The sequence below is a fragment of the Streptomyces sp. NPDC043812 genome (assembly GCF_056436245.1).
On sequence record NZ_JBWKCY010000009.1, the window covers coordinates 231,646 to 245,347 of the forward strand.

General features: G+C 69.1%; 14 protein-coding genes. 6 read left to right on the plus strand and 8 right to left on the minus strand.

Annotated features, from left to right (window positions below; all coding sequences use genetic code 11):
- Positions 1 to 120: 120 nt before the first annotated feature.
- A complete protein-coding gene (locus AC067Z_RS16210; protein WP_478790145.1) occupies positions 121 to 300 on the plus strand; it encodes a hypothetical protein in 180 nt (59 codons plus the stop codon).
- A gap of 42 nt (positions 301 to 342) precedes the next feature.
- Here the strand turns inward: AC067Z_RS16210 and AC067Z_RS16215 are convergent, their stop codons facing one another.
- The 3 genes from AC067Z_RS16215 to AC067Z_RS16225 all read right to left on the minus strand — a co-directional run bounded on the left by AC067Z_RS16215 (position 343) and on the right by AC067Z_RS16225 (position 3,043).
- Positions 343 to 1,281: a YihY/virulence factor BrkB family protein gene (locus AC067Z_RS16215; RefSeq protein WP_478790146.1), complete on the minus strand. Its 939-nt coding sequence runs from the start codon at positions 1,279 to 1,281 to the stop codon at positions 343 to 345.
- A 192-nt stretch (positions 1,282 to 1,473) separates the two neighbouring features.
- The gene (locus AC067Z_RS16220; RefSeq protein WP_478790147.1) at positions 1,474 to 1,962 is read right to left on the minus strand and encodes a hemerythrin domain-containing protein; all 489 of its coding nucleotides are present in this window, start codon (positions 1,960 to 1,962) and stop codon (positions 1,474 to 1,476) included.
- Positions 1,963 to 2,077: 115 nt separating this feature from the next.
- Positions 2,078 to 3,043: a YihY/virulence factor BrkB family protein gene (locus AC067Z_RS16225; RefSeq protein ID WP_478790148.1), complete on the minus strand. Its 966-nt coding sequence runs from the start codon at positions 3,041 to 3,043 to the stop codon at positions 2,078 to 2,080.
- Between the two features lie 269 nt (positions 3,044 to 3,312).
- Here AC067Z_RS16225 and AC067Z_RS16230 point away from each other — a divergent pair, with 269 nt between their 5' ends.
- Together AC067Z_RS16230 and AC067Z_RS16235 are read left to right on the plus strand one after the other, a co-directional pair.
- The gene (locus AC067Z_RS16230; RefSeq protein WP_478790149.1) at positions 3,313 to 3,579 is read left to right on the plus strand and encodes a WhiB family transcriptional regulator; all 267 of its coding nucleotides are present in this window, start codon (positions 3,313 to 3,315) and stop codon (positions 3,577 to 3,579) included.
- Between the two features lie 222 nt (positions 3,580 to 3,801).
- The gene (locus AC067Z_RS16235) at positions 3,802 to 4,161 is read left to right on the plus strand and encodes an STAS domain-containing protein (RefSeq protein WP_478790150.1); all 360 of its coding nucleotides are present in this window, start codon (positions 3,802 to 3,804) and stop codon (positions 4,159 to 4,161) included.
- 100 nt (positions 4,162 to 4,261) lie between these two features.
- Here the strand turns inward: AC067Z_RS16235 and AC067Z_RS16240 are convergent, their stop codons facing one another.
- Together AC067Z_RS16240 and AC067Z_RS16245 are read right to left on the minus strand one after the other, a co-directional pair.
- On the minus strand, positions 4,262 to 4,612 hold the full coding sequence (locus AC067Z_RS16240; RefSeq protein WP_478790151.1) for a PRC-barrel domain-containing protein: 351 nt from the start codon (positions 4,610 to 4,612) through the stop codon (positions 4,262 to 4,264).
- Positions 4,613 to 4,718: 106 nt separating this feature from the next.
- Positions 4,719 to 5,030: a hypothetical protein gene (locus tag AC067Z_RS16245; protein WP_478790152.1), complete on the minus strand. Its 312-nt coding sequence runs from the start codon at positions 5,028 to 5,030 to the stop codon at positions 4,719 to 4,721.
- A gap of 300 nt (positions 5,031 to 5,330) precedes the next feature.
- Between AC067Z_RS16245 and AC067Z_RS16250 the strand changes: the two genes are divergently transcribed.
- Positions 5,331 to 6,515: a PP2C family protein-serine/threonine phosphatase gene (locus AC067Z_RS16250; protein ID WP_478790153.1), complete on the plus strand. Its 1,185-nt coding sequence runs from the start codon at positions 5,331 to 5,333 to the stop codon at positions 6,513 to 6,515.
- A 46-nt stretch (positions 6,516 to 6,561) separates the two neighbouring features.
- Here the strand turns inward: AC067Z_RS16250 and AC067Z_RS16255 are convergent, their stop codons facing one another.
- A complete protein-coding gene (locus AC067Z_RS16255) occupies positions 6,562 to 7,071 on the minus strand; it encodes a MarR family winged helix-turn-helix transcriptional regulator (protein WP_478790154.1) in 510 nt (169 codons plus the stop codon).
- A 223-nt stretch (positions 7,072 to 7,294) separates the two neighbouring features.
- On the opposite strand from AC067Z_RS16255, the gene AC067Z_RS16260 reads away from it, so the two are divergent.
- Positions 7,295 to 8,182 carry a SigB/SigF/SigG family RNA polymerase sigma factor gene (locus AC067Z_RS16260; protein ID WP_478790155.1) on the plus strand — a complete coding sequence of 296 codons (888 nt, stop codon included), beginning with the start codon at positions 7,295 to 7,297 and terminating at the stop codon, positions 8,180 to 8,182.
- Positions 8,183 to 8,225: 43 nt separating this feature from the next.
- On the opposite strand, the gene AC067Z_RS16265 is transcribed toward AC067Z_RS16260, so the two are convergent.
- Both AC067Z_RS16265 and AC067Z_RS16270 read right to left on the minus strand, forming a co-directional pair.
- Positions 8,226 to 8,735, minus strand: a complete 510-nt coding sequence (locus tag AC067Z_RS16265; protein ID WP_478790156.1) for a MarR family winged helix-turn-helix transcriptional regulator — start codon at positions 8,733 to 8,735, stop codon at positions 8,226 to 8,228.
- 367 nt (positions 8,736 to 9,102) lie between these two features.
- Entirely contained in the window at positions 9,103 to 9,273 is a 171-nt protein-coding gene (locus tag AC067Z_RS16270) for a hydrophobic protein (protein WP_478790157.1), read from the minus strand.
- Positions 9,274 to 9,552: 279 nt separating this feature from the next.
- On the opposite strand from AC067Z_RS16270, the gene AC067Z_RS16275 reads away from it, so the two are divergent.
- A complete protein-coding gene (locus tag AC067Z_RS16275; RefSeq protein ID WP_478790158.1) occupies positions 9,553 to 13,578 on the plus strand; it encodes a HAMP domain-containing protein in 4,026 nt (1,341 codons plus the stop codon).
- The last annotated feature ends 124 nt before the right edge of the window (positions 13,579 to 13,702 follow it).

Consider the following 13,702-nt stretch of genomic DNA (forward strand, 5'->3'; position numbering starts at 1 on the left):
GTGACCTCGGCTGCGCCGACCGGGCGGCGCGCCCAGGGGCATGTACAGGCTGGCCGGGGGCAGACGGAGACCATCACCCCGGCCCGAACAGACGGGCCGCCCACCCGTGGAGGTAACACCGTGCTCGCCCTTGCCGCAGCCGCGATCTTCGGAATCGCGTTCATACTCCATGCCGCCGAGGTCTCGACCAACATTGTCTTCTCGCCGACCAGCCTGATGCTCGTGGGCCTCGCCCTCGCGGCACTGCACCTGGCCGGTGTCGGCTCCGGATGGGCGACCCACCGCGGCCGTCGTCGGTGACGTCCGGTTGCGGGCCCCTGGGGACGCGCTCTGCCGCCGTTCTCAGGCGTCACCGCCGCCACGCGGATGCGGCGGCGCCGGTTCCCGCGCCACCGGCAGGCGGGCCAGCTCGACGTTGAACTGGGCGCCGGCCAACAGGGCGAGATTGGTGAACCACACCCAGATCAGGAACACGACAGCGCCGGCCAGCGATCCGTAGAGGCGGCTGTAGGTGCCGAAGTACGAGGCGTAGAGGGCGAATCCGGCGGACGCAGCCAGCCACAGCACGGCCGCCAGCGCACCGCCCGGAAGTGATGCGCGCGTACGGGCCATGTCCTTGGGCCCGCTGCGGAACAGCACCAGGATCAGGCAGGCCACGAGCGTGAGCAGGAACGGCCACTTCAGGATCGACCAGGCGGTCGTCCCCGCTTCTCCGAGTCCCAGCCCGGAACCGACCGATCGGGCCAGCGGCCCCGTCAGCACGAGGGCGAGCGCGCTGGCCATCAACAACCCGAGCAGCCCCACCGCGGTGACCACGATGATGTGTGCCTTGCGCAGCACGGGCCGTGCGTCGCGCACGCCGTGCATCGTGTGCAGGGCACGCCGGAAGACGGCGAGGTAGCTGCTCGCGGCCCACACGGCGCTGACCGTGCCGGTCCCCGCCAGCACCCAGATCGCGGTCCGCTGCCCGGCTGTGTCCTGCAGCGCGCTCTGCAGCATGGCTCCGGACTCGGCGGGGGCGAACGCCACCACGTCGGCGACCAGCGCATCCGTCGCGTCGGGGAAGGCCGTACGCACCACGGCAACGGTCACGAGAAGTGCCGGCAGCAGCGCGAGAATGGCGTAGTACGTGAGCGCCGCCGCCCAGTCCGCCACGTCGTCGTTCCAGATCGACACGGGGGTGCGGCGCAAGGCCGTGCGCCAGCGTACGAGGTCGGGTCCGCGTCGTCGGGATCTCGCGGACGCAGCGGTGAATCCCTTGGCGACTGTCCTGTTCGACACGAGGGCTTCTCCGGGAGACGAGGGGCGCTTGTCCGGTCCGGGTGCCGGCTCCGTCCGGAGCCGGCACCCGGACCGGACTGTCGGGTCTCTTCTGCTCTGTCGCGCTTCCTCTACACCTTTGCGCAGGCCAGGGCTCCGATACAGGGCCAGGTGGGCGCCGGCCCGTCCGTGGCCCCGGCTGCCGGACACCCGTCAGCGGCCCACGACGCGCCGTACGTTCTCGATGCTGCCGCAGTCGGCCATCAGCAGGTCGGCCCGTTTGCGGGCAAACGCGGTGCCGAGCTCGGCGCGGCGTTCCTCGGCCACCTTCACCCTGGTGTCGTTCAGCAGGCTGCGTTCCTCTTCGTCCAGGTGATGGGTGAGGGCCTCGGACAGCTTCTCCAGCCTCTCGTCCCACTCCTTGTCAGCGGTCCCGTCGGCCTCCAGCAGACGCAGCAGCGCCACATTGCCGTCGGCGTGCTCGTCGGCGCCGTGCTCGACGTCGTCGTTGTCGACGTCCTTGTACCGCTTCAGCGCCGGATACACCTCGGCCTCCTCCGCCTCCGCGTGCGCGATGAGCAGACCGGAGAGCTCGCGCAGGGCGGTCACCCGGTCCTCGTCGACGCTGCGCATACGGCGCAGCAGGTCCTCCATGGTCCGGTGGTCCTTGAGGATGAGTTCGACCACGTCGTGGGATGCCACTGGTGAGTACTCCGTTCGCAGACTGTCTCAGAGCGGCCGGCAGGGATGCGGCGCCGGGCTCTCGTAGATCTTCTTGCCGGTCCTGGTGCCGGCATGCGTGGCAGACGGGTGTGTCTCAGGTCCCGGGGCCCGGGTCGGCGTGGACGGGATCGGTGATTCCCGCCCGCGCGGCCTCGAGCTGAGCGGCGAAGGCGAGGCCGAGGAACAGCGCGATGCCGGTCAGGTTCGCCCACAGCAGGAGCGCGACAAAGGCGGTCAGGGGACCGTAGACGGCGCCGAACGATCCGCTGCGCTCCACATAGAGCGCGAGCAGCCATGTCGAGGCGATCCACAGAACGAGATGGACCGCCGAACCGAACGCGAGCCATGTGTACCCCGGTTGCGTCCGACGCGGCGCCCAGCGCAGGATCACGGCCGACGCGACCCACGCCATCGTGACGCCGAGCGGTATCTGGACCCAGTGCCACCAGGCGGGCAGGCCTCCGCCGCTGCCGGAGGCCTCCACCACGGCTTCGGCCACGGTGTCACCGGCGACCAGTACGAGGAAGCCGACCGCCATCGGGATTCCGGCGGCGACCGAGAGCAGCAGGCTCCTGCCGTACTTGCGGCCGAACGGGCGGTCGCGCTCGATTCCGTAGATGCGGTTGGCGCCGCGCTCGATCTGCGCCATCGCGGACGCGAGGCTGACGACGGCGAACCCGAGTCCCAGCCACATGGCCACCGCTCCTGTCGCGTCCGCGCCCGCGCTTCGCCGCCCCTTGGCGAGCGCGTCCTCGATCAGACCGGAGCTCGCACCCGGCGCGATGCGGGTGAGTGTGAACTCCACGACCCGTCCGAGTCCGTCGGAGTGGAGCGTCGTCGCGACACCGACCAGCGCGATGGTGCAGGGCACCACGGCGAGCGCGACCTGGAACGCGAGCGCGCGGGCATGGCTGAAGCCGTCGGCGTACCGGAACCGGAGGAACGCGTCGGTCAGGAGTTTCCGTCCGCCGTAGCGCCGCAGCGACGCCCACGCTTCGTCGGCCGAGAGCTCCTCGCCGGCCATGTCCCGGGTCTGGGGAACATGCACTGCTGTACCCATGGCGCCGGCCCGCCTCTCTGCCCGCCCGTTGTCGACGCTGGGCCGCGTCGCGTGAAGAATCCTGCCCCGGTCCCGTCCGATCACCGGTGGAGAATCCTGCCCCGTCCCGGCCGATCACGGTGTGGTGCTGATCTCCCGGACGGGCCCAAGGGATTCACCCGGTGAGTGTTTGGCTGCCACCGCAGGGGTCAGGCGAAAAGGGAGCACGCCCGACGGGCGTCTCGACGGAACGACACCACGAGTGACAAGTGCTAGGGGAGGAGCGTCACATGACTGACTGGCGAACCGAAGCGGCTTGCCAGGATGCGGATCCGGAGCTGTTCTTCCCGGTGGGTACCTCCGGGCCCGCCCTGCTCCAGGTCAAGGACGCGAAGGAAGTCTGCGGCGGCTGTCCCGTGAGGGAGAAGTGCCTTGAGTGGGCCATGAAGGAACACCAGGACTTCGGAGTGTGGGGCGGCCTGGACGAGGCCGAGCGCCGTGCGCTGAGGCGCCGGACGTCCCGTCGCGCCAAGGCCGCTGAGCGGGCCGACCACTGACAGAGTGTCACGGCGGCGCGGGCGCGTATCCGCGCCCGCGCTGTGCTGTGGCCGTCCGGCCGACCCACCCGGTGATCACAGGCTAATATTTGTCGGGTGACAATCTTTGGGGGAGCTGTCGTGGCCCGGCGCCGGCCCGTCGCGGCCGAGTGTCGCCGTGGCAGGCACCTCTGTCCGTGAAGCCCCCTCCAACCCGACCCGTGGTGAGAAAGCAGGATTTCCGTGACCGTTCACGAGGAGAATCTCGACGTCGAGGTCGAGGTTGTCGCCCCCGACACGGCGGTGCTGACCGTCGGTGGCGAACTGGACGTCGAGACCGCAACCTTCCTGCACCACCACATGGCCAACCAGTTCCTGCACGGACGCCGTCATCTCGTGCTGGACCTGTCGGCCCTGACCTTCATGGACTCCTCCGGGCTGAACGTGGTGATCAAGGGCTCCCGGGAAGCGCGCGAACGCAACGGTGACGTGCACCTCGTCGCGCCGACTGCCGCTGTGCACCGGCTCCTGGAGATCACGGGCCTGATCATGGCGACGCCCGTCCACACCACCCTTGAGGACGCGCTCGCCGCCACCCGGTGATGCGGTGGCCCCTTCGACGGCCGAGCGCCGGGGGTCCGCCGCTCATGGGTGTGGCCCCGCCGGGAAAGGCGGGGCCACACCCATGAGCGGGGGCGCAGGGTCACAGGAGCGGGCGCTGGTAGTAGCCGCCGACCTCGTGGTGGTAGTCGGCGTTGCCGAGATGCTTGTCCTGGTGGAATTCGGGAGCGTTCTTGATTTCGTCCTTGGTGCGGTCGACGTGGATCTTCCTGTCGTCGATCTCGACCCGTGAAATGGTCCCGGCGGGAAGCAGGACATGCTTTCCGAAGATCCAGACACCCGTGTCGACGACAATGTACTGCGAGCCGACGTCATCGGAATGCTTGTCCACCTTTCCGATGCTGCCGTCGGTCGCCTCGACCTTGTATCCGGTCAGGTCGGCGCCGGCGAGGTGGCCGCTGGTCGGCGTGTAACCCCAGATGTTCTCGCTCATGAAAATGCCCTTCGTGTGAATGAATGTGCTCGGTTTTCCGGCAGGGAAATGCGCGCTGCCGTGCCGGGTTTCTGTTCCAAGCGGTGAACGGCCGAGGTCTCGGTGCTCAGGTGTCGATGCCGGTCACGGCGGCGGCGCCCAGGGGCGCGTCGCCGGGGGTGAGTCCGGCCTGTTCCAGCGCGGACACCGCCGCCTCCCGGGCTCGGTCCTCGGCGCCGCGGGTGTCGGCGGCCTCCACCTCCAGCTTGACGGTGAAGGTGCCGTTCTCGTTGACCGTGAGAATGTCCAGATCCTCTGCGCGGCCGAGTGCCGTCCGATGAGGGTCGGCCGGGCGGAGCGCATTTTCCACTGCTGTCAGCTCGCTCTCGGAGAATTCTCGCAGAAAGGTCCCCGGAAGGGTGATGACATAGGTGGTCATGCCTTTCCTTTCCCGGCTCGGAAGGGATCCGGAATCCGGGCCTTCTTGCCGTGACCTCGTGCTCGGCAGTGGGCCACCCGGAATGACGCCGGGCGGAGCATGTCATGCGCTTGCCCCGCCGTCCTCTTTCCATGCGCGATTCCCCTCCGCCGGAATCGGGCGACGTTCCCGGCCACCGTTGAGTCCTCGTGCGGCCTGTCCCGCACGTCCGGTCCACACGCGGCTCGCGACCCGACTACTGTTGTCGCATGTCAAATGTCGCGGACGGTCGGTACGCGGCGCACAGAGAAACTGGATGCCGTGGACAACTTCGCTGCTGTTGAACGGGCCCTGCGCAGTGCCGCGCCGCACACCCTGCTGAGTGTGGTCACCGACGCGCTCATCGAACGCTATGGCGCCGAGCGGGTCGAACTCCGCCTGGCCGACTACGGGATGCGCTCCCTCCAGGCGGTCGAGCAGGTGCCGTACACGACCGAGCCGGTACCGATCCACGACAGCCCGCAGGGACGTGCCTTCGGCTCCCAGCAGCCGCATGTCACGAGAGCCGGCGGCGTGGTCGACATCCATCTGCCCGTGACCATCCGGGGCGACCGCATGGGCGTGTTGACCGTGAAGGTGGCCGAGGGCCGGTTCACGCAGTCGCTGCTGCCGGAGATGCAGCACATCTGTGAGGCGCTCGGTCACGAGATCCTGGTCGCCGAGCGGGACACGGACCTTTACGTCCTCGCCCGACGCGCCGCGCGACTGACGCTGGCGGCCGAGATGCAGTGGCAGCTGCTCCCCGGACACTCCTGCGCCCGCGCGGAGTTCGCTCTCGGCGCCCACCTCGAGCCCGCCTACGCGATCTTCGGCGACAACTACGACTGGTCCGCCTCCGAGGACCACCTGACACTGACGGTCACCAACGGCATGGGCGAGGGCATCGAGGCCGCCCTGCTGACCAATCTCGCCGTCAACGCCCTGCGCAACGCCCGTCGCGCCGGACTCGACCTGGCCGGTCAGGCCGCTCTGGCGGATCAGGCCGTCTACGCGCAGTACCGCGGCGAGGCGCATGTCTCCGTGCTGCTCCTGCGCTTCGATCTGCGCACCGGTGAGGTGGAGGCGGTGGACGCGGGTTCGCCGCGCATGTGGCGGTTGCGCGCCGGCGCCGTGGAGCCCATCCCGTTCGATGCCCAGCTGCCGTTGGGCATGTTCGAGGACACGGTCTACGTCCCCGAACGCTTCACCGTGCTGCCCGGTGACCGGCTGCTGTTCGGCAGCGACGGAGTGTACGAGGCGGCGTCCCCGGCGGGGGAGCACTATGGCGAAAGGGCACTGGCCCGCTCGCTCACGGGCACGAGGCTGCTGCCGCCGACGCAGGTGCCGGGCGCCGTCCTGCGGGAGTTGTCCCGGTACCACGGGGAGACCCCGCTGGACGACGACGCCCTGGTCGTCTGCCTCGACTGGAAGGGCCGGGGCGGGGGGCTCCCTGCTGCCGCGGGCTGACCTCCGGCTGCCGTGACCGGCGTCCGGGCGTCGGGGCCTGCACGCGTCAGGCGGACCGCGGGGATTCCCGCACGGAACGATCACTGCCGATGGCGCCCCCCGCTCCTCCGGCAGCGTCGCGGAAGGCCTTCAGGCCGTCCAGCAGTGCTGTGCGTGCCGGTGCGGGCATGTTCCCGATGGTCGTCAGGAGCATCTCCTCACGCCGAACCCGCAGTTCGACCAGGTAGGCCTTGCCGCGTGTGGTCAGCCGGATGGTCAGCTCACGCCGGCTGCGAGGACTGGGGGTGCGCTCCACATAGCCCAGTGCCCCCAGGCGGTCGCAGAGCCGGCTGACGGATGACGGGGCGGCCCGCAGCAGGTCGCCGAGCCTGCGCAGATTGATGCCCTCCTCGCGTTCGAGGCTGTACATCACGCGCAGCTGGGAAGCCGACACGGGCGACGGGGAGGCGCTGTCCCGGCCTCGTTCCCACAGGACCTCCAGCAGCTCGATGACACTGCTCGCGGCTTGTGCCGCTTCCGAGCTCTGCCGGTGACGGGAGGCGGGACGCGTATTCATACCGTGGCACTCCCCATCGGACGTCTCATCGGGCGCGGGGCGGCGCTGCGCGCATGTCGCGAGCGCCTCGTCTGGGGTGTACCCGCCCTGGGTGTCCGCATTTACGCATCTTGGGGAGGTCTCGTGCCCATGACGGTTCTCGGTGGGACAAATATTGCATGAGGGCAACTGTTGCTGGGTATGAAAGGTGGTGGACGGGGGGAGCGCCGATGGGAAGGCCGTGATGACCGTGGCGAAGAGCGTGCCGCAGCTGGACGTGCAGACCGGGGGCCGGGACGAGACCGTGCCCGACCTCGACGGCAGCCGTGAGGTGGGCCTGCCTCGCGTGGAGGACGCCTCCGCACTGGCTCCCTCCGATGCGCGGGCACTGTCGAAGCTGTTCTTCGACAGGCTCCAGGAGCTGGAGGAGGGCACCGCCGAGCACCAATACGCGCGCCGCACCCTGATCGAGATGAACCTCTCCCTGGTCAAGTACGTCGCGCGCCGTTACCGCGGCCACTCCGACGTCGACGAGGACGTCGTCCAGGTGGGCACGATCGGCCTCATCAAGGCCATCGACCGCTTCGATCTGAGCCGCGAGGTCGAGTTCACGACGTTCGCCGTCCCCTACATCCTCGGCGAGATCAAGCGGTTCTTCCGCGACACGAGCTGGGCCGTGCACGTCCCGCGCCGACTGCAGGAGCTGCGGCTGGAGTTGGTTCATGCGTCCAACGAGCTGTCCAGCACCCTGCACCGTTCACCCACGGAGGCGGAACTCGCCGAGCGGACGGGACTGTCCGTCGCCGAGGTGTCCGAAGGTCTCCTCGCGATGAACGGCTACGTCGCGAGCTCCTTCGACACCCCGAACGCCGCAGAGGGCGAAGGCGGGGACGGATCCGTCGCGGAGCGTTTCGGCGACCTCGACCCTGCGCTGGACCTCGTGGAGAACGTGCAGGCGCTCAAGCCGCTGCTGGAGCGACTGGGCGACCGGGACCGCCTCATCCTGGAGCTCCGCTTCGGCGGCGAGCTGAAGCAGGCGGAGATCGGAGCGCGGCTCGGCATCACCCAGATGCAGGTGTCGCGGCTGCTCACCCGAGTCCTTGCGACGCTGCGCAAGGACATGCTCCGGTAGCTCCGGAGAGAAGGATGACGCCTGGCGAGGCCCGACGGCGGCGTCACGCGGAGCGGATGTCCGTGACCCCAGGGCTTCGGCGGGAGGCGTTGGGCTGCGACTGCTCCAGCGCGTCCTCGAAGCCCGCAAGCCCCTTGAGAAGCGCCTTGCGCGTCGACGGATTCATCGTCTCGATCACCGTCAGCAACGCCATCTCCCGCTGCGCCCGCAGATCACGGAGATAGGCCTTGCCCTGACCCGTGAGATACAGCTCCAGCTCCCGTCGGCTGGCCTGACTCGGGGATCGCTGGACGAACCCCAGCGCCTCCAGGCGATCGCACAGTCGGCTCACGGACGGTGGGGTGGAGCCGAGCAGCTCGCCGAGGGTGCGGAGGTTGATCCCCTCCTCGCGGTCGAGGCTGTACAGCACGCGCAGCTGGGACGCCGAGACGGGCGCGGACGACACCATGTCCCGACCGCGCTCCCACAGCACCTCCAGGAGCTCGATGAGCTCGCGTGCCGCCCGGGCCGCTTCCTGCGGCCGGTGCTGTGAACGATCGGGGCTCGCGTCCATGTCCAGTGTCACTCCGCATCAGACGTCCTCGGTCAGGTCCGTCCTGCTGATCGCTGCTGCCCTGCGTATCCGTGCCCGTGGACCGTACCCGGCGCCGTCCGTGTACCGATGGCCGCGGGCCGGGCCAGGCCGGAGGGCATGCATTGCGCAACAACCATATCTTTCCACCGGCCACGGCCCTCCTGCGGTGCCCGGCCCCCATGCGTCGGAGCGGTCACAGGCCCTCCGCTGCGGAAAGGGTGCGGGGAACGACATGTGGCCGCCGGGGGACTTCCGTCCTCGGCGGCCACACGTCGTGTGCCGGGTTCACCGCAGTCGCGGATTGGCGCGAGCGCGGTGAACTCTCTTGGTGGTACGGCGAATTCGCCTACCAGCGGTACCACCGGCCACGACGGCCGCCCGAGCCGGCGGGGCGGACGACGAAACCGAGCAGCCAGACCACGAGCACGATGACCGCGAGCCACCACAGGGCCTTGAGCGCGAAACCCGCGCCGAAGAGCACGAGAGCGAGGAGCAGAACCAGCAGAACAGGAACCATTTCCTATCAACCTCCGGACCAGCGTGTGCCCGCTCCCGGTACCCGCATGCGTCCCCTCTTCCCCGTCCCCGGCTCCCGGCGCATCCCGTCGGCACGCCGCCGAGGCGGAACCACCCGCGCTTTCCTCCGGGTGCTGCGACGGGGTACCCTGCTTCGAATTTTGTCGTATGACAACAGTCGTGCCGACATGCCGATACGTCGAGGTGAAGGCCCCTGCGTCGAGGCGGTGGCGGTGTCCTGCGCTCCAACGGGTGCCCGGTGAGCTAGCGAGGAATGGTCATGGCCGAGACGGCGATCGAGAACCCCGGTCCGGTACCGCGCTCCCGGGCCCGAGGCGCGGGCAAAGTGGGCGAGCCGGAACTGCGGCAGCTTCTCGCCGGCCTCACGGCGGTGCGCGACGGGGACTTCGGCACCCGGCTGCCGGACGCCGCGGACGGCCTGCTCGGTGAGATCGCCACCGTGTTCAACGGCATGGTCGACCAGCTGTCCGTGTTCACGTCCGAGGTGACCCGGGTGGCGCGCGAGGTCGGCACCGAAGGGACGCTGGGCGGGCAGGCCGTCGTACCGGGCGTCTCCGGAACGTGGGCGGACCTGACCGACTCGGTGAACGCGATGGCGGGCAACCTCACCACGCAGGTACGGGACATCGCGCAGGTGGCCACCGCCGTGGCGAGGGGCGATCTGTCGCAGAAGATCGACGTCGACGCACGCGGCGAGATCCTGGAGCTGAAGAACACCATCAACACGATGGTCGACCAACTGTCCTCGTTCGCCGACGAAGTGACCCGCATGGCACGCGAGGTCGGCACCGAAGGCATCCTCGGCGGGCAGGCCGACGTCAAGGGCGTCTCCGGAACGTGGGCGGACCTGACCGACTCGGTGAACGCGATGGCGGGCAACCTCACCACGCAGGTGCGGGACATCGCGCAGGTGGCCACCGCCGTGGCGAGGGGCGATCTGTCGCAGAAGATCGACGTGCATGCGCGCGGCGAGATCCTGGAGCTCAAGGAGACCATCAACACGATGGTCGACCAGCTGTCCGCGTTCGCCGACGAAGTCACCCGCGTCGCACGCGAGGTCGGCACCGAGGGCAACCTCGGCGGTCAGGCCACCGTTCGCGGAGCCTCCGGCACGTGGAAGGACCTCACGGACAACGTCAACGTGATGGCGTCCAACCTGACCGGCCAGGTGCGCTCCATCACCCAGGTGGCCACGGCCGTGGCGCGCGGGGACCTGTCGCGGAAGATCACCGTCGAGGCCAAGGGCGAGGTCGCCGCACTCGCCGAGGTCATCAACACGATGGTCGACACCCTGTCCGCGTTCGCCGACGAGGTCACGCGGGTGGCCCGCGAAGTGGGCACGGAGGGCCGTCTCGGCGGCCAGGCCCGTGTGCCGAGTGTCGCCGGCACCTGGAAGGACCTCACCGACAACGTCAACTCCATGGCCAACAACCTGACCGGGCAGGTCCGCAACATCGCCCTGGTCACCACCGCCGTCGCCAACGGAGACCTGTCGAAGAAGATCGATGTCGACGCACGCGGCGAGATCCTGGAACTGAAGACGACCATCAACACGATGGTCGACCAGCTCTCCTCGTTCGCCGCCGAGGTCACGCGCGTGGCGCGGGAGGTGGGCAGCGAGGGCCGTCTCGGCGGCCAGGCCGAGGTCGAAGGCGTCTCGGGCACCTGGAAGCGGCTCACCGAGAACGTCAACGAACTCGCCGGGAACCTCACCCGCCAGGTGCGCGCCATCGCCGAGGTGGCCAGTGCGGTTGCCGAGGGCGATCTGACACGCTCCATCACGGTCGACGCCTCGGGTGAGGTCGCCGAACTCAAGGACAACATCAACTCGATGGTCGGCTCGCTCCGCGAGACCACACGGGCCAACCAGGAGCAGGACTGGCTGAAGTCCAGTCTGGCGCGGATCTCCGAACTCATGCAGGGCCACCGCGACCTGTCCGTGGTCGCCGAACTCGTCATGGACGAACTCACCCCGTTGGTCTCCGCCCAGTACGGCGCCTTCTACCTCGCCGAGGAAACACCGCACGGCACCGAACTCCGGCTCGTCGGCTCGTACGGGCGCCCCGCCGGCAGCGCCCGTCAGGACCGCTTCGCGCTGGGCGAGACCCTCGTCGGACAGGCGGCCCGCAGCCGCCGCACCATCGCGGCGGACAACGTGCCCGGGGACTACGTCAGCATCTCCTCCGGACTCGGCAGCAGCGCCCCCGGCAGCCTCGTCGTGCTGCCCATCGTCGTGGACGACCAGGTGCTCGGCGTCATCGAACTCGCCTCGTTCACCGCTTTCGCCCCGGTGCACCGGGACTTCCTCGAACAGCTCATGGAAACCGTGGGCGTCAACGTCAACACCATCGTCGCCAACGCCCGTACCGACGAACTGCTCGGCGAGTCGCAGCGCCTCGCCGGCGAACTCCGGTCCCGGTCCGAGGAGCTGCAGGTCCAGCAGGACGAACTGCAGCGGTCCAACGCGGAACTGGAGGAGAAGGCCGCACTGCTGGCCTCCCAGAACAGCGACATCGAAGGCAAGAACCTCGAGATCGAGCAGGCGCGGCAGGAACTGGAGGACCGCGCACAGCAGCTCTCCCTGGCGTCCAAGTACAAGTCCGAGTTCCTCGCCAACATGAGCCACGAGCTGCGGACACCGCTCAACAGCCTGCTGATCCTCGCCCAGTTGCTCGCACAGAACCCGACCCGCAACCTCACGCCCAAGCAGGTCGAGTACGCGGGCATCATTCACTCCGCGGGCTCCGACCTGCTCCAGCTGATCAACGACATCCTCGACCTGTCGAAGGTCGAGGCCGGAAAGATGGACGTCAACCCCGAAGTCGTCGAACTGCGGCAGCTGCTCGACTACATCGACGCCACGTTCCGCCCGATGACCGCGCAGAAGAGCCTCGACTTCACGATCACCACCGCGCCCGGAGTGCCGTTCGACCTGCTCACCGACGACTCCCGGTTGAGACAGGTCGTGCGGAACCTGGTCTCCAACGCGGTCAAGTTCACCGAACGCGGCAGCGTGGAGCTGCGCATCGAGCCGGCCTCCGACAGCGAGCTGCCCAGCCCCGTCCACCGCGGCGGCGCCGTCGTGGCTTTCCGGGTCAAGGACACGGGCATCGGCATCGCGGAACAGCAGCTCGAAGCCATCTTCGGAGCGTTTCAGCAGGCGGACGGCACCACCAGCCGCAAATACGGCGGTACGGGACTGGGCCTGTCCATCAGCCGTGAGATCGCCCTGCTGCTCGGCGGTGCCCTCACCGCCGAGAGCACACCCGGTGAGGGCAGCACCTTCACCCTCTACCTGCCCGTCGCGCGCGCCGACTTCCAGGCGCAGGCCTTCCGCGCACCGGCCGACCCCACCGCCGGCACAGCCGCGCACACCGAACCGTCCGACCGTCACAGGCCGGTCGGTGCCGGTTCCGGGCAGCGGGCCCCGCGCCGGTTGCTCGTCATCGAGGAACGCCCCCGGGGCCTGCTGTCCCTCGTCGCCGAGAGCGCTGTCGCCGAACTCACCGACAGCCGCGAGCACGACGACATCGAGCTGATCGCGGCAGTGGGACCGCAGGACGCCGCCGGGGCCCTGGCAACGGCACCGTTCCACTGCGTCGTGCTCGAACTGGACATGGCCAACAGCGAAGCGCTGCGCTTCCTCGACGCGATGGACGGGGACACCGCGCTGCGGACCGTCCCCGTACTCGCGCACAACAACCGTCGCCTCGACGCCGGCCACGAGCGGACACTGCAGGCGCGAGCGCAGGAGCGGCCCCTGGAGCTGCTGTCCAGCCTGGACGAACTCCGTGAACGGATCACGCTGCACCTCTTGGCCGAACAGCCCGGCGACGTCGTCCCGTTGGTGCGGGGCGAGGATGACGGTGCACCGGCGCCGCGGACCGGGGACGACAGTCTCCGTGGACGTACGGTTCTCGTGGTCGACGACGACGCCCGCAACCTCTTCGCGATCAGCGGCATTCTGGAACTCCACGGCATGCAGGTCCTGCACGCCGAGAACGGCCGCAAGGGGATCGACACGCTCGCCGAGCATCCCGAGATCGACCTGATCCTGATGGACGTGATGATGCCCGAGATGGACGGCTATGCGGCGACCACCGAGATCCGCCGGATGCCGGCGCATGCGGACCTGCCGATCATCACCGTCACCGCCAAGGCGATGCCCGGCGACCGGGAGAAGAGCCTTGCCTCCGGCGCCAGCGACTACGTCACCAAGCCCGTGGATGCCGACGACCTCGTGGCCGGCATCCGGCGATGGCTGAACGTCGGCCAGTCCGCCTGATCCGAACGACTGGCCCCATGCCCCTGCGTAGGTAGGCCGCATCCCCTCCATCTTCACGGCACGCCGCCGTCCCACCGAGGAGCCAGCGCTTGAGCGCTCGTGAACACGACGGAGCCCCCGACGG